This window comes from Streptomyces tendae, assembly GCF_008632955.1.
Classification (GTDB): Bacteria; Actinomycetota; Actinomycetes; order Streptomycetales; family Streptomycetaceae; genus Streptomyces.
Map to the genome: position 1 here is coordinate 307,185 of NZ_CP043960.1, position 15,242 is coordinate 322,426.

9 protein-coding genes and 8 pseudogenes are annotated in these 15,242 nt (G+C 64.8%); 9 read left to right on the forward strand and 8 right to left on the reverse strand.

Features of this window, described 5'->3' with window-relative positions:
* Positions 1 to 78: 78 nt before the first annotated feature.
* Positions 79 to 444, forward strand: a pseudogene (locus tag F3L20_RS33145) (IS701 family transposase); the annotation flags it as partial.
* A 149-nt stretch (positions 445 to 593) separates the two neighbouring features.
* Here F3L20_RS33145 and F3L20_RS33155 read toward each other — a convergent pair.
* Positions 594 to 1,469 carry an IS5 family transposase gene (locus F3L20_RS33155; RefSeq protein WP_346768139.1) on the reverse strand — a complete coding sequence of 292 codons (876 nt, stop codon included), beginning with the start codon at positions 1,467 to 1,469 and terminating at the stop codon, positions 594 to 596.
* Between the two features lie 297 nt (positions 1,470 to 1,766).
* Between F3L20_RS33155 and F3L20_RS33160 the strand changes: the two genes are divergently transcribed.
* Positions 1,767 to 2,855: an NADH:flavin oxidoreductase gene (locus tag F3L20_RS33160; protein ID WP_150157762.1), complete on the forward strand. Its 1,089-nt coding sequence runs from the start codon at positions 1,767 to 1,769 to the stop codon at positions 2,853 to 2,855.
* 40 nt (positions 2,856 to 2,895) lie between these two features.
* Positions 2,896 to 3,696: an alpha/beta fold hydrolase gene (locus F3L20_RS33165; RefSeq protein WP_150157763.1), complete on the forward strand. Its 801-nt coding sequence runs from the start codon at positions 2,896 to 2,898 to the stop codon at positions 3,694 to 3,696.
* Positions 3,697 to 3,800: 104 nt separating this feature from the next.
* On the opposite strand, the pseudogene F3L20_RS33170 reads toward F3L20_RS33165, so the two are convergent.
* From F3L20_RS33170 to F3L20_RS33180, 3 genes and pseudogenes are all read right to left on the reverse strand, one after another.
* Positions 3,801 to 4,043, reverse strand: a pseudogene (locus F3L20_RS33170) (transposase); the annotation flags it as partial.
* Between the two features lie 137 nt (positions 4,044 to 4,180).
* Positions 4,181 to 5,173 (reverse strand): annotated as a pseudogene (locus F3L20_RS33175) (IS701 family transposase); the annotation flags it as partial.
* Between the two features lie 126 nt (positions 5,174 to 5,299).
* The gene (locus F3L20_RS33180; protein ID WP_240810995.1) at positions 5,300 to 6,157 is read right to left on the reverse strand and encodes an alpha/beta fold hydrolase; all 858 of its coding nucleotides are present in this window, start codon (positions 6,155 to 6,157) and stop codon (positions 5,300 to 5,302) included.
* A 445-nt stretch (positions 6,158 to 6,602) separates the two neighbouring features.
* Between F3L20_RS33180 and F3L20_RS33185 the strand changes: the two are divergent.
* Positions 6,603 to 6,740, forward strand: a pseudogene (locus F3L20_RS33185) (IS5/IS1182 family transposase); the annotation flags it as partial.
* Between the two features lie 881 nt (positions 6,741 to 7,621).
* Here the strand turns inward: F3L20_RS33185 and F3L20_RS35375 are convergent.
* Positions 7,622 to 7,750, reverse strand: a complete 129-nt coding sequence (locus F3L20_RS35375) for a hypothetical protein (protein ID WP_276615877.1) — start codon at positions 7,748 to 7,750, stop codon at positions 7,622 to 7,624.
* 52 nt (positions 7,751 to 7,802) lie between these two features.
* Here F3L20_RS35375 and F3L20_RS33190 point away from each other — a divergent pair.
* Positions 7,803 to 8,893 (forward strand): annotated as a pseudogene (locus F3L20_RS33190) (IS630 family transposase).
* A gap of 15 nt (positions 8,894 to 8,908) precedes the next feature.
* On the opposite strand, the pseudogene F3L20_RS33195 reads toward F3L20_RS33190, so the two are convergent.
* Positions 8,909 to 9,790: pseudogene (locus F3L20_RS33195) on the reverse strand (IS5 family transposase).
* A gap of 56 nt (positions 9,791 to 9,846) precedes the next feature.
* Positions 9,847 to 10,248, reverse strand: a pseudogene (locus tag F3L20_RS33200) (hypothetical protein); the annotation flags it as partial.
* 93 nt (positions 10,249 to 10,341) lie between these two features.
* Here F3L20_RS33200 and F3L20_RS33205 point away from each other — a divergent pair.
* The 4 genes from F3L20_RS33205 (at position 10,342) to F3L20_RS33220 (ending at position 14,449) form a co-directional block, all read left to right on the forward strand.
* Positions 10,342 to 11,109 carry a transposase gene (locus F3L20_RS33205; protein WP_150157765.1) on the forward strand — a complete coding sequence of 256 codons (768 nt, stop codon included), beginning with the start codon at positions 10,342 to 10,344 and terminating at the stop codon, positions 11,107 to 11,109.
* A gap of 119 nt (positions 11,110 to 11,228) precedes the next feature.
* Complete coding sequence (locus F3L20_RS33210; protein ID WP_150157766.1) at positions 11,229 to 11,591, forward strand: MerR family transcriptional regulator; 363 nt, start codon at positions 11,229 to 11,231, stop codon at positions 11,589 to 11,591.
* 463 nt (positions 11,592 to 12,054) lie between these two features.
* The gene (locus F3L20_RS33215) at positions 12,055 to 12,804 is read left to right on the forward strand and encodes a transposase family protein (protein ID WP_150157767.1); all 750 of its coding nucleotides are present in this window, start codon (positions 12,055 to 12,057) and stop codon (positions 12,802 to 12,804) included.
* Positions 12,805 to 13,426: 622 nt separating this feature from the next.
* Positions 13,427 to 14,449, forward strand: coding sequence for an NADH:flavin oxidoreductase (locus F3L20_RS33220; protein WP_240810996.1), 1,023 nt, complete (start codon positions 13,427 to 13,429; stop codon positions 14,447 to 14,449).
* A 125-nt stretch (positions 14,450 to 14,574) separates the two neighbouring features.
* Here the strand turns inward: F3L20_RS33220 and F3L20_RS35515 are convergent.
* Positions 14,575 to 15,197, reverse strand: a pseudogene (locus tag F3L20_RS35515) (RICIN domain-containing protein); the annotation flags it as partial.
* Positions 15,198 to 15,242 lie beyond the last annotated feature (45 nt).

The following is a 15,242-nucleotide window of genomic DNA, read 5'->3' on the forward strand; positions in this document are numbered from 1 at the left end:
AGACCAGTATGAAGAGGCCAGGGTTCGCATGTCAACGCGAGTGAGGCTTTCCATTAGCGGTCTGAGCTGGTCAGATGTGTCGAGGTGCGGTCCTGGCACCGGCGCGACCGCCGCCACTGGGTGATCGCCCGCCGCAGCGTCGCCCGCCCGCAGGAGATCTCCTACTACATCGCCTACTGCCCCGCCGGAACCACACTGGATGACCTGATCCGCATCGCGGGCAGCCGGTGGGCCATCGAAGAGTGCTTCCAGAGCGCCAAGCAGGAATGCGGACTGGACGACTACCAAGTCCGCCGCTATCCCGGCTGGCACCGCCACATGACCCTGGCAATGGCCGCCCACGCATGTCTGATCGTCCTGCGAGCCCGCGAGCTGGATGCCGGGAAAGCAGAAACGGATCCTCCCAGCTCATCCACCTCAGCCTCGCCGAGATACGACGGCTGATCACCCGTCTCACCAACCGCCGGCCCACACCCGTCGAGCACATCCTGCACTGGTCGACCTGGCGCCGACGACGACAACACCAGGCCCGCACCAGCCACTACAAACGACGAGGCCACAGCCCATAAGGACTTTGCAGTACGGGTCCGTCTTCAAACGGATCTTGCCCAGAGCAGGAACGACGTGAGTGTGACCGCCGCTTCGTAGGAAGTGGCGGTCTTGTCGTATCTGGTGGCGATGCCGCGGAAGCCCTTGAGCCGGTTGAAGCAGCGTTCGATCACGTTGCGCCGCCGGTAGGTCTCCCGGTCGAAACCTGGCGGCCTGCCGCCGCAGCGGCCGCGTTTGTGTCGGTGCCGTCGCTGGTCGGCCTTCTCGGGGATGACGTGCGCAATGCCGCGTTGTCGCAGGTAGGCGCGGAAGCCGCGGGAGCTGTAAGCCTTGTCTGCGATGACCTGGTCGGGCCTGCAGCGTGGCCGGCCCGGGCCGGTCCGGGGAACGCGGATCCGTTCCAGCAGCGGGCGTGCGCAGACACTGTCGTGGCGTTGGCCGGGCGTCACCAGGATCGCGAGCGGGCGGCCCTTGCCGTCGCAGGCGAGGTGGATTTTGGTGGTCAGTCCGCCTCGGGATCGACCGAGGGCGTGATCGCCCGGTTCGTCCTGCCGGTGCCGCCCCTTTTCGGCCCGTGGCGGCGGCGTGCTGGTGAGCGCGGACGATGGTGGAGTCGATCTGGACCAGCCAGTCGATGTCGCCGGCCGCGTCGGCGTGGGCCTGGATCTGCTGCAGGGCTTGAGTGAACACCCGAGGGCGTAGCGGCGGAAACGGGTGTAGACGGTCTTCCACGGCCCGTAGCGTTCCGGCAGGTCACGCCAGGAGATCCCGGTACGGATCTTGTAAACCATCCCGTTGATGACCTGACGGTCCTCCACGCGAGGCCGCCCTGTCGCGGCCCGGGGTATCAGCGGAGCGAGTAACTCCCACTCCTGGTCAGTGAGTTCATGACGACGTACCACGACACCATGATCTACCACCTGAATGATCTTTGAAGACGGACCCTAGCCATCCCGGGCATGCAGAACGGGCTGGTGTTGCGCACCCCTGCCCCAGAGCTGGTCGGCCCCAGCGGCGCGGTTGCGTCCTCCCGCCCGGTGCCACGCCGGAGAGGGGTCCACTACGGGAAGGTGACTACACTTGAAAGTTAAATCACCTTGGACTTGCCTTCACACTGATGTGAAGGTGTAAGAGTGGGCTAAGCGTCACTGCCTCGCCACATGAGGAGCCGGCGGCACCCATCCGCCGGCTGACCACTAACGAACTGGAGATCTTCCATGACCGTTGCAGACCTCTTCGAGCCACTCCCGCTTCTGCATGGCCCTGCGATGCGAAACCGGTTCATGATGGCGCCGCTCACAAGTCAGCAGAGCGAGCCGGATGGCTTCCTCTCCGATTTCGACAAGGAGTGGATGCGACAGCTTGGCCAGGGTGGCTACGGGCTGGTCCAGACAGGTGCGACGATCGTCGAGGCCAGCGGAATTGCGTGTGCTCGACAGCCGGGCATCTTCAGTGACAAGCACCTGCCAGGACTGACAGAGGTGGCCAACTCAATTCGCGAGGGCGGCGGCTTGTCAGCGGTCCAGCTTCACCACGCGGGGCATCGCGCGAATCCCTACTTTGGAGGGGTACCCTCGCCCGCCTCCAGCCGCACGTTGCCCGGCATCTCCGCGTTGTCGACAGCAGAGGTGGAGCGCATCCGTGACAGCTTCATCGCAGGCGCGAAGAGAGCCGAGAAGGCCGGGTTCGACGGCGTCGCGGTCCACGGCGCCTTCGGGTGGATCCTGTCGGAGTTCATGTCTCCCATGCTCAACGACCGGACGGACAAGTACGGTGGCAGCCTAGAGAATCGGGCACGCTTTACCATCGAGGTGATCGAGGGCATCCGTCGGGAGTGCGGACCCAATTTCCAGATCGGATGGCGCCTGTCGATCGAGCGGTACGGCCTGCGTATCGAGGAGCTTCGGGAGATGACCGCGGAAATCCTCGACCGAGAGTTGGTCGACTACCTGGATCTCGCCCTGTGGGACTACAACCAGGTCGTTCAGGACGGTGCGTTCCGAGGCCGGACGATGCTGAGTGTCTTCGCCGATCTGCCACGGAAGGGCGTGCGCCTGGGCGCAGCAGGCCGCATCAGGAGTGCCGAGCGCGCCGGTCGGCTGCTGGACGAAGGGTGCGACTTCGTGCTGATCGGGCGGGCAGGCATCCTGGAGCGGAACTGCCCTGTACTCGTGGAGTCGGACTTCGAGCACGAAAGTCCGGCCCTCCCCGTCCCCGCAGACTTCCTGCGGAGAGGTGGACTGAGCGAGCGTTTCATCAGGCATCTTCGGGGCTGGGGCGACTTCGTCCGGCCCGGTAGCCGCTGAGCAGCGGACTGATCGTACGCAGAGGGAAAGGAGCGCGGCGATGGAACTGAACTGGCTCGGGGAGACCTTGCGCTACACCGACGAAGGCGCCACGGACGACGCGATCCTGTTCCTCCACGGTCTGGGCGGCAACGCGAACAATTGGCTGCACCAGCGCCGAGCCTTTGCAGAGCATCACCGGGTGATCACCCTGGACCTCCCTGGCCACGGGCGATCCACGGGCACGAAAGTCCCGTTCAGGCTGTACGCGGATGCCGTCCAAGCAGTACTCGATCACCTTCGAGTGAAGGAAGTGTCGGTCGTGGGGTTGGCGATGGGTGCCAGAGTAGGGATCACGCTCGCGGCACGATCGCCACGCCGTGTCAGGCGTCTGACGGTCGTGAACGGGTACCTGGAGCTTCCGCCGCGCGAGCACGAACGACGCGTCGAGCTCTATGATCTGCTCCTGCGTCCGGGCGGCGCTCGTGAATGGGCCCAGCTTCTACTCGAAGGCATGGGGGTTTCTGCACACGCAGGCATAGTGCGTGGCTTTCTGGCATCGGCAGATCGCATAGATCCCGAGCATGTGAATACCGTCTTTCACCAGGTTGACGAGGCCGATCAGGCGGAGGAGTTCCGCGGACTGGTCATTCCTGTTCAGCTGATCGTGGGAGAGCGAGATCAGCTGGTCCCCTCATCCTCCACCGAGCATCTGATTGCGCTGGCCGGGGGTGCGACGATCACCCGCCTCCCGGAGAGCGGACATCTTCCCTACCTGGAGGATCCGGCAATGTTCAATCGCGCGCTTGAGGACTTCTTACACCGTCAAACGGGGTTATGGACGGCGCGTCCTGGGACATAGGGAGCAGTCGGTAGTCGAAGAGCTCGGGGTTTTCGCGTCAATACGCAGACATGCCACGAGTCGGTCCCGTGCCGCCTTGATCCACGAACGAAGAGGGACGGGCTTCAGACCGTGTCATACGTGATCAGGCGGGCGAGCCGTTTGTAGCAGCAGAGGGCGGCGGCAAGGCCGAGGAATGCCAGGTAGTTGCGGGGATCGCGTTCGTGGCGGGGGCTGAGGGGGCGGTAGGCGGACAGCCAGGACATTGTCCGCTCGACGACCCACCTGCGGCGCCCTAATCGTTCGCTGGACTCGATTTCCTTGCGGGCGATCCGCACGCCCATCCGCTTTCCTCGCAGCCATCTGCGCGGCTGACCAGTTCAGGGACTGTGTCCGCGTTGCTTGTAGTGACTGACGCGGGCTTGGTGCTGGCATCGTCGTCGCCAGGTCGACCAGTGCAGGATGTGATCGACCGGGGTGGGCCGGCGGTCGGCGAGGCGGGTGATCAGGCGTCTGATCTCTGCGAGGCTGAGGTGGATGAGCTGGGAGGATCCGTTTCTGCTTGGTCCGCGTCCAGCTGTCGGGCCCGCAGGACGGTCAGGCAGGCGTGGGCGGCCATGGCCAGGGTCATGTGGCGGTGCCAGCCGGGATAGCGGCGGACCTGGTAGTCGTCCAGGCCGCATTCCTGCTTGGCGGTCTGGAAGCATTCCTCGACCGCCCAGCGGCTGCCCGCGATGCGGATCAGCTCGTCCAGCGTGGTGCCGGCAGGGCAGTAGGCGATGCAGTAGGAGATCTCCTCGGGCCTGCTCACGCTGCGGCGGCGGGCCAGCACGCAGTGCCGGCGGTCCTCGCGGTGCCAGGGCCGCACCTCGACGCGGGCCCAGTCGTAGATCCGCCGACCGTGGGCCCCTTCACCGCAGGAACGGCGTTTCCACTTCTGCCTCGGCAAACCGGGAAACAGGTCGTGCACGGGGTGATCGAGTGCCCATCGGGTGACGACGGTGTCGTGCCGGGTGGTGGCCATCACATGGAAGACGTCCGCCTGCTCGAGTTCGTAGCGCCAGCCCTTGGAGAAGCCGTAGGCGGCATCCGCCGTCACCCAGCCGAACGGGATCTTCTCGGCGACGGCCCGGCGGACCATCGCTTTGGCCATGGCCACCTTCGTGGCGAAGCCGACCGTGTCGTCGATGCCCGCCCGACGGCAGCGCTCCCGGTCATCCGTCCAGGACGTAGGCAGATACAAGCGGCGGTCGATCAGGGTGCGTCCGCGGCTCGTGGCGTAGGCGAGGAACACGCCGATCTGGGAGTTCTCGGTGCGTCGGGCGGTGCCGGAACACGGCCGCTGAACGCTGGCCGAGCGGACGCCCTTCTTCAGGAACCCGGTGTCATCGACGATCAGGACGGCATCCGGATCTCCGAGGTGTTCCACGACGTAGTCGCGCACGTCGTCCAGGACCTCGTCGGCGTCCCACTCGATCCGGTTCAGCATCCGGTGGATGCATGATCAGTTGCATCATGATCTCATGCAGGTCATGGCGCACGAGCAGCCAAACCGGGCCCGGTCCAACGGGCTCACCACACGGCGAACACCGGCTCGATGAGCAGCTCCGATGGAGCCAGGATACTAAATACTGCGGTCGAGGAAGTCGCGCATGATCGGAACAGCGACGTCGAACTTGTCTTCCAGTAGGAAGTGGCCGGTGTCGAGCAGATGGAAGTCTGCCTTGGGCAGGTCTTCGAGGTAGGGGTATGCACCGTCCGGCGGGAAGATGAAGTCATGCCGGCCCCAGACGATCAGGGTCGGGGGCTGGTAGTTCCGGAAGTACTCCTGGAACTGTGGGTAGAGGGTGACATTGGTGCCGTAGTCATGGAACAGGTCGAGCTGGATGTCCCAGTTTCCCTGGCGGTCAAGCTGAGTGCTGTCGTGAAGCCAGCTGTCCGGGTCCAGGCGAGCCAGGTCCCGCACGCCGGTTGTGTACTGCGACTTGATCGCCTCGTCGGCGAAAACAGGTGTAAGCGCCCTGCGGTTCTCCTCGGTGTCCTCGCCCCAGTACTTCTTGATCGGATCCCAGAACTCGCGCAAGCCCTCTTCGTAGGCGTTGCCATTTTGCACGATCAGCGCGCTGACCTTCTCCGGTGCCTGGAGGGCAAGGCGGAAGCCGACGGGTGCTCCGTAGTCGAACACGTAGACCGCGTAGCGATCAATCCCGAGTTGGTCGACGAGGCCCTTCATGAGGTCCGCGTAGTTGGCAAAAGTATAGTCGAACTCGGACCTGTCAGGAACGGCCGAATGTCCGAAGCCGGGGTAATCCGGCGCAATGACCCTATACCTGCCGGCCAGTGCGGGGATCAGATTGCGGTACTGCCAGGACGATGTCGGGAATCCGTGCAGTAGCAGAACCGCCGGCCCGTCAGTGGGGCCTGCTTCCCGGTAGAAGATATCGAGTCCGTTGATCTTGGTTGTATGGAAGCGCGTGGACATACATCCACCCTCTCCGCGAAGAAACCGGGTCAGAAATCGAGCGAGACATAGGTGGCCTCGCTCTGAAAACCTAGTCTCAATCGCCATTTGGCCAGTTGGGGGCAATTCGTGCGCCCATTCGATCTCGCTAGTTGGCTCAGGCCGAATTGCCTCGCAGGCCTCACCGCAAGCGAATACTCACCCTCCCATGGGTCGACTACTCCACCGTAAGGCCGTACGGTCCGACCCGCTCGTCGGCGCACGCCGCGTCCTGTCCACGACGAGGCGCCCTCGAGGCCAAGCGGCACCGCCTACTCGAGGGTCCCGCTTCCGCACCGCTCCGCGACACTGAGCTCATTCAGAGTGGCCACTGATTGGGTGACGGGCTGGCGTTCCGCAACGCACGAGTCTCCTGGGCCGTTGAGAGAGGTGTTCGACGTCCCAAGTCATCAGCGCAGGAGCCTCGTTGGTTCCATATCCTGCCGCTCTCGACCTGCCGCACGCCCTGGTCGAGTGGGTATCCATGCTCATCGGCACCCGTGAGGGTGACCGCCGCTGCAAGCTCCCGCCCCACCAGCGTCCCCTCGCTGGCCTGGTCCACCTCGGCCAGGCCTCCAAGGCCGATTTCCATGGTCTATAGGTGATCATCGACGACAGGGGCCACGTCGGCGTGTTTGCCTACTGTCCTCATCAATGCTGACTGCAGCAAGGGACCCCGTACTGGTGTGAGTGGCCGTGGCACGTTTCGTAGTGTTGGGTGTGCCACCTTGCGGCACTGTCGGCGAGTGTGATGGCCCCATATGAATCATGTCTCCGCATCTCGATGCGGTGTGGGGAGACGAGTATGGGTGGTGGGTGGCGTAGTCCGCATCGCGGCCCGCACTCGCGAGTTGATGGTGGCGTGTCCGGACGCGATCGCGGTTCCGCGCGGGTGCACTACCGCTACGGCCGCGCTGGCCGATGTCGCTGTGGGTGGCCGACCGATGCTGATCGAGCTGTCGGTGTGATGGTTGTTCTGTGACGGTTCGCCGGGACGGCTCGCTGCCTGTCGGCAGGGCATCGCCGACGGCGCCCCGTCGCGGTGCAGGTCAGCGACGGCTTCCACGTGCGGCAGGGACAATCGAAGCGAGGCAGCGATGTTGCCGCGGCTCCGATGAAGAGCACGGTGCCAGTTTGTGGTCGTGGCGGTCGATGAGTTCGCCCGCGAGCCAGGGTGCTGATGAGAGACGATGCCGAAGTGAAGGATTCGCTGAATCTGATCCTGGAGTCCGACCTCGTTAAGATCGCCCTACCGAACAACATGCCGATGTCACTCCGCAACAGGACCGCGGGAGTGCCGGTCATTGTGAACGCCATCGCCCGACCCCCTCGGCCCGGGCCCGGTGAGACTCACTACGTAGCCACAAACGCGGTGGCTCGGCTAAGGGCTGTCCCACAAAGATCTTGGCTCCGAGTGCGGAGCGGCCTGCAGAGCTGGCGAGATGCTCAGCCGATGGTTCGTGAGGTGTCCTGGGACCGGGCGAAGTCGGCGAGCGTGTGGAAGCCGTTCTCCCGGAGGCCGATCCGCGGGTTGACGTGGTGGAGGAGCCCGGGCCCGTGGTGGTGGACGGTCACGTAGGTCTGATCCAGCTAGTGACCTGAGTCGGAGATTCGTCGTTGGTTCGGTATGAGTCGTCCGGGTCCGAAGATTCCGCCGTTGTCTGTGACCGATGCCCAGCGGGCTGTGCTGGAGGGTTGGGTGCGTCGCCGCTCGACGGCTCAGGCTCTGGCTCAGCGGTCGCGGATCGTGCTGGAGTGCGCAGACGGGCACTCGATCATGGAGGTGTCGCGCCGGTTGGGTGCCTCTCCGGACACGGTCCGCACCTGGCGGCGGCGTTTCATCGAACGCGGCCTGGACGGCCTGTCCGACGAGCCGCGGCCCGGTGTCCCACGGAAGATCACTGACGCGGACGTCGAGCGCGTCATCGTCAAGACGCTGGAGGAGAAGCCGAAGAACGCCACCCACTGGTCGACCAGGTCGATGGCAGCGGCCACGGGCATGTCGCAGTCCGCGATCTCGCGGATCTGGCGGGCGTTCGCCCTGGCCCCGCACCGCTCGCAGACCTTCAAGCTGTCCACGGACCCTTTGTTCATCGACAAGGTCCGTGACGTCGTCGGTCTCTACCTGGATCCGCCGGAGAAGGCCCTGGTTCTGTGTGTGGACGAGAAGTCGCAGATCCAGGCCCTGGACCGGTCCCAGCCGGTGCTGCCCATGATGCCCGGGGTTCCCGAGCGCCGCAGCCACGACTACGTCCGGGCCGGCACCACCACCCTGTTCGCCGCACTGGAAGTCGCCACCGGCAAGGTGATCGGCTCCCTCCACCGACGCCACCGGGCGTCGAGTTCAAGAAGTTCCTGACCAAGCTCGACAAGGAAGTCCCCGCCGACCTCGACGTGCACCTGATCCTGGACAACTACGTCACCCACAAGACGCCTGCCATCAAGCAGTGGCTGCTTGCGCACCCACGCTTCCACCTGCACTTCACACCGACGAGTTCGTCCTGGCTGAACCTGGTGGAGCGGTGGTTCGCCGAGCTCACACAGAAGAAGCTCAAGCGCGGCGTCCACCGCTCCGTCCAGGCCCTCGAACGCGACATCAGGTCCTGGCTCGCCGACTGGAACGAACACCCCAGACCGTTCGTCTGGACGAAGACCGCCGACGAAATCCTCGACAAAGTCGCCGCCTACTGCCGACGAATCTCCGACTCAGGTCACTAGGGTCTGTCCGGCGGATCACTGGCGGAGCCAGAGCCGGATCGCTGCGGCGGTGACGGTGCCGTGGAAGACGTAAGCCCTCTTGTCGTAACGGGTCGCGACTGCGCGGGAGTTCTTGAGCCGGTTGATGGTCCGCTCGACCTCGTTGCGGCGCCGGTAGCACTCGCGGTCGAAGCCTGTGGGCCGGCCGCCCGCGCTGCCTCTGCGCCGGCGGTTGGCCCGCTGATCCCTCGGTTCCGGGATCGTGTGCCGTATGTGGCGTCTTCGCAGGTAGCGGCGGTTGCGGCGGGAGCTGTAGGCCTTGTCGCCGCTCACGTGGTCCGGCCTGGTTCAAGGGCGGCCGCCCAGTGGGCGGGGCACCCGGATCCGGTCCAGGACCTCGATCAGCTGCGGGGCGTCGCCCCACTGGCCCGGCGTGAGCAGGAGGGCCAGGGGACGGCAGCCGCCTTCGCCGGCGAGGTGGATCTTGCAGGTCAGGCCGCCCCGGGACTGTCCGAGTCCCTCGTCGGGGCGGTGGTGCCGGGGCGTTGTCCTTTTTTTCGGGACCCGCGGCCGGGTCTTGCGGGCGCCGGCCGCGTGCTGGTGGGCCCGGCAGGACGTCGAGTCGATGCCGACCATCGACCAGTCGATCCGGCCGGCCAGATCGGCGTCAGCCTGGACCGCGTGCAGGAGCCGGTCCCAGGTACCGTCCGCCGACCAGCGGCGATGCCGCTCGTAGACGGTCTTCCAGGACCCGTAGCGTTCCGGCAGGTCACGCCAGGGAATACCGGTCCGGACCCGGAACAGGATCCCGTTGAGCACGGTGCGGTGGTCGTTCCACCGGCCGCCCCGGCCACCCGGAGGTGGCAGATGCGGCTCCAGTAACGACCACTCGCGATTCGTCAGATCCCCCCAACCCATGACCGAACCAACGAGCGACCGGTCAGAAGGTCACATGATCCGCCGGACAGTGCCTAGCTCTGCTCGTCGTCCACCCAGGCGAAAGGACGGCCGCCTGCGTAGTCCACTAGCGGTCCGGTCTTCCAGTGGACTCCATCAGGGCGTTCTCGGAGCAGGACGTCGCCGAAGTCCACGAAGGGAAGTTCCGGCAGGCCGAGGACCGGTGCGATCCACCGGTTGGCGTCGTCCATCCACGTGGTGGCCCAGCACAGCTCGAAGCCTAGCCGGAGCAGGATTCGTCCGTGCTCTGGGTTGAGCCAGACCCGCAGGGGGCGTCGTCGGGATGATAGGCCCCTGTCGTCCTGATGGGCGTCATTCCGGGGGACTTGGAGTGTGGTGTAGCCGTCGGGCCTCTCCGGCTGGGCTGCATAGTGGTTGAGTGGCCCGTCCACGTCGAGGAACAGCAGAGGTCGGTTCACGGTTTCCCCCGGTTTTGCTCACTGCGGACTGCCCCGATCAGCGTAGCTGTGGGAATGCCTCGGCATGAGGCTGGCCTGAGTGATGATCACGATGTGGCGAGTGTGATCACGGCATCGGAGCCGTCCTGGATAACCCCGTTCGCGGGGCTGAGCCCGCGCTGCTTCGGCAAACTGCTGACCGCGCTCCGGCGCGATGGAGCAGATGTGGTCCACCGAGGCCGGCCATGGAGTCTGCCGCTGGAGGACCGAGTGCTGGTCACGGCCTACTGGCGGACGAACCTGACGTTGCGACAGCTCGCTCCGCTGTTCGGCGTCTCGAAGTCCACGGCCGGCCGAGTCATCAACCACTTCGGCCCCGTGCTAGCACTCCAGCCCCGCAAGCGGTTCGCTAAAGACACCGTGCTCATCGTGGACGGCACCCTGGTACCTACCCGAGGCCACACCATCGCCGAGCAGTCCAAGAACTACCGGCACTCCACCAACCACCAGGTCGTCATCGACGCCGACACCCGCCTGATCGTCGTGGTCGGCCGACCTCTCGCCGGGAACCGCAACGACTGCAAAGCATGGGAAGAATCCGGCGCCAAGGCCGCCGTCGGCAGGACCACCACGATTGCCGATGGCGGCTATCTGGGCACCGGCCTCGTCATCCCGCACCGTCGACAGCGAGGCCAGAGCAACCTCCCGGACTGGAAGGAAGATCACAACAAGTCCCACAAGCAGGTCCGGGCCCGGGTCGAGCACGTCTTCGCGCGCATGAAGACATGGAAGATCCTCCGCGACTGCCGTCTCAAAGGCGACGGTGTCCACCACGCCATGCTCGGCATCGCCCGCATGCACAACCTCGCCGCCGCCGGATAGGTCCTGGGCAGCAGAGTGGCTGACCCGCTTGCCCGAGGCGACTCCAAGATCTTTACGGGACAACCCTTAGGCTCTAACCTTGACATTAGTGTGAATGCAATCGCTTCAAAGGAGATGTGATGAGGATCAAGGAGGTGTCCGATCGGACTGGCGTGTCCGCTCGGCTGCTGCGCTACTACGAGGAGCAAGGCCTCCTTAGTCCAGGGCGACAGGAGAACGGGTATCGCGACTACGGCGAGTCCCACGTTGCGAGGGTGCAACAGATTCGCAGCCTGCTGGATGCAGGCCTGACAACCGAGATCATCAGAGCAGTGCTGCCTTGCTTGGCCGAAGCGGCGAGCTCTAAGTACCCCGCCCCGGACTTCTTGGCCCGAGTTAGACAAGAGCGCAGCCGTATGGTCGAGCGTCGTGACTGGCTGTCGAAGAACCTGCAGGCCCTAGACGACTACCTGGGCGCCCTAGCAAACGGTAGCAGTAAGTGACGGAATCGATACTGATGGAGAGCGGGTCGGTGGGGTACGCCCTTGCGGGGGATCATCGGTGTGATGCCGCGAGCACGGAGGAGCAGGCGGTACTTGTCATAGTCGTAGCCGCGGTTCGCGAACGGCGCAGCGGTCGGTGACGGGCCGCCTGTCCACCAGGCACGGATGCGTTCCCGCTGGTCAACAACACTGCAAGCGGTGTCCCGTGGCGGTCGGTGATCACATGGTGCTGGCGGGCGCGGTCGACTGGCGCAGGACCGGTGTGATCGCCTTTTCAGACCCCGGGCATGCGAGCCGTCGATCGCGGCGTCGTCCATCTCCAGCGGTCCCACCGTGCGGAGTTCAGTGAGCTTCTTCGAGATGGCCACCGATCAGGTGACTGCCTGCGAGCCGCAACGAGCGAGGCCCCCAGGGCTGTTGATCGAGATGTCTGACGTCTTAATCACGTTGCTCGGGGGCCTCGTTGGTCATGCATCCTGCCGCACTCGACCTGCCGCATGCACTCGTGGAGTGGGTCACCATGCTGATCGTCACCCGTGAGGGCGACCGGCGCTGCAAGCTCCGCCCGCCACAGCGCGCGATGGTGGCACTGGTGTACCTGCGTGAACACACCACTCTGGCGAAGATCGCCGCCGGGTTCGGGATCAGCGAGTCCACCGCCCATGCCTACACCAGCGCGGTCATCGGCCTGCTCGCCGCACGTGCACCTGGCCTGCTCAAGACACTGCGCGACCACGAACCCGACTTCGTCCTGCTCGACGGCACTCTCGCCGAATGCGACCGGGTCGGCGACGGCCGGGCCGACTCCTCCCACAAGCACCGGCGCCACGGCGTGAACGTGCAGGTTGTCACCGATCCCGGCGGCCGGCTGCTGTGGCTCTCGCCCGCCCTGCCCGGCCGCACCCATGACCTGACCGCCGCCCGCACCCACCGAATCATCCGGATCTGCGAGCGCCAGGGCGTTCCGATCGTGGCCGATCTCGCCTACCAAGGCGCAGGACCGTGGCTGACCACGGGCATCAAGCGCAAGCCCCTGCAGGAACTGACCCCCACCGACAAGACCCGCAACCGTGCCCTGGCCGCAGCACGCGCACCCGTCGAACGCGGCGTCGCCCGCCTGAAGTCCTGGCGGATCTTCCGCAGGTCCCGATGCAGCCCCAACCGCATGACGTCAATCGCCAAGGCCGTCCTCACACTGGAGCTGCAACGCTGAAGAAGCTCAGTGAGGAGAATCTCGTGCAGAGCCGCACGGTCATCCGTCGCCAGCCGGCCCGGATACCGCCGCAAGGGCAAGCGAGGAGGGAGTGGCGGGGCGACACGTTCTTACAGATCATCAGGCACAAGATCATCCGATACCGAATAACCCTGCCGCCCACCAGCCCAACTGCCAAGCCCTTGAATCGAATGCCCTTGCTGGACTCCGCTCAAGAAGTCGGTGCCAGGGCACTGAGGGCTCGCCGCCTCGGCCAAGCAGGGCAGCATGGCCCTGATGATCTCAGTCGTCAGGCTGCATCCAGCAAGCTGCGAATCGCGCAATCCTCGCGACCTGGGATTCCTCGCAGTTCCAGCACTCGCCCTCCTCGCGCCTCGGTCGCAGGAAGCCCTGCTCTTCATGGTTCCGCTCGACAGCTACTAATTGATCCGCACCGCAACTCCTTGACGACAATTTGCCTTCTCATATATGTCAAGGTTGGAGGATGGTGTGGCCACCGCGTCCGCGGAGCTCGAGGTGAGCAACGGCCCCCAGTTTTGACCTGTAGGAGATCCGCATGTCCGTTACTGAATTGTTCGAACCCCTCACTCTCCGTCACGGTCCGGCGATGAGGAACCGATTCATGCTGGCGCCGCTCACGAACCAACAGAGTGAGAGTGACGGTTCCGTGTCGAAATTCGATCAGGACTGGATGGAGCAGCTCGCGCAAAGCGGCTACGCCTTGATACAAACCGGTGCCGCTACAGTCGAGGCCAGCGGAATTGCATATGAGCGGCAGTTGGGCATCCACTCCGATGAACATCTGTCCGGGCTGACACAGATGGCCAACGTGATCCGCACCGGAGGGGGTCTTTCCGCGGTGCAGTTGCATCACGCCGGGCATCGGGCCAGTCCAGAATTGGGGGGAGTGCCGGCTCCGGCTTCCAGCCTCACGCTTCCGGGCGTCATGGCGCTGACAACGGACGAGGTAGAGCGAATCCGTGACAGCTTCATCGCCGCAGCGAGAAGGGCAGAGCTGGCGGGCTTCGACGGCGTCGCGCTCCACGGCGCTTTCGGCTGGATCCTCTCAGAATTCATGTCCCCTCTCTTCAACAATCGCACCGACAAGTACGGTGGTAATACCGAGAACCGGGCTCGCCTCACGATCGAGGTGATCGAAGGAATTCGCAGGAAATGCGGCCCGGACTTTCAGATCGGTTGGCGCTTGTCAGTCGAGCGATACGGGCTGCGTCTGGAGGAGCTGCGTGAAATAACCGCTGAGATTCTCGACCGAGAACTGATCGACTACCTCGACCTGGCCCTGTGGGACTCAGCCCAGATCGTGCGAGAGGGAACCTTCAGCGGGCAGACAATGCTCAGTATCTTCACGAGCCTTCCCCGGAAGGGTGTACGGCTGGGAGCCGCAGGAAAAATCATGAGCGCCCAGCGTGCAGGGCAGCTATTGGATGAAGGTTGCGACTTCGTGCTGATCGGTCGTGCCGGAATTCTCCAGCGAGACTTTCCCCTGCAAGTAAAGAAGAACCCAATGTATGAAAGCCCAGAGCTGCCGGTCAGGGCGCAGTACCTGCGCGACGGAGGAATGAGCGAGTTCTTCATCAACCACATGAGGGGATGGCCGAGCTTCGTTCAGCGATTCAGCGTGTGAGCTGAACCCCATATCGGGGACTACACCTCCAGCCCGGCATTCGCTCCCACAGTGCGACGGGTGCCGGCAAGTGGACCGGACCCCGTCGCCAGGGCAGCACACAGCCCGGTGTGCCGGGCGGCGGATCAGGAGGTCAGTCGGAAGGACTGGGACGCCGAGCCGGAGCAGCTCTGCTGGGAGAGCTTAGCCCCGTTGGCGGTGGAGGAGTCGTCCACCGCGAGGCACTTCTGCTGTGCCGTGCCACGAAGCGGTACTCCCCGGAGTCGAGGGACTCGGCACGCCACTGCTGGTTGGTGCCGCCGACGTAGTCCCACAGGTGCACCCGTCCGCGGTCGCGCCCGAACCGCCGTCCACATCCCAGGACTTGCTGTTGTGCTGGTTGACGACCTTGTAGTAGCCGTCGCCGGTGGAGCGGAACTGCCACTTCTCGTTCGCGCCGTCACCGCACGACCACTGCTGGAGGAGGGTGCCGTTGATGGTGCCCCAGTCGGTGGCGTCCAGGCAGGCACCGCTGTTGGTGTTCGCCACTCCATACCAGGCGATGGTGTCGATCGGGCCCGTCGGTTCACCGCCACCGGACAGATTCCACACGAAGGTCGCGACCGCTCCGGCGGGCAGGGTGTAGGCGAGGGAACGGCCGTTGTCGGTGAGGGAAAAGCGCTGGGTACCGCCGGTGTTCACCACGTAGGCGACACGCGTGCCATCCGGGTTCTGGAACGAGACGTTTCTGGATGCCGCCGGAGCCTTGGTCCTTGCCGGTGTCGTAGACCTGCTGCTGGGCGGAGGGATTGCC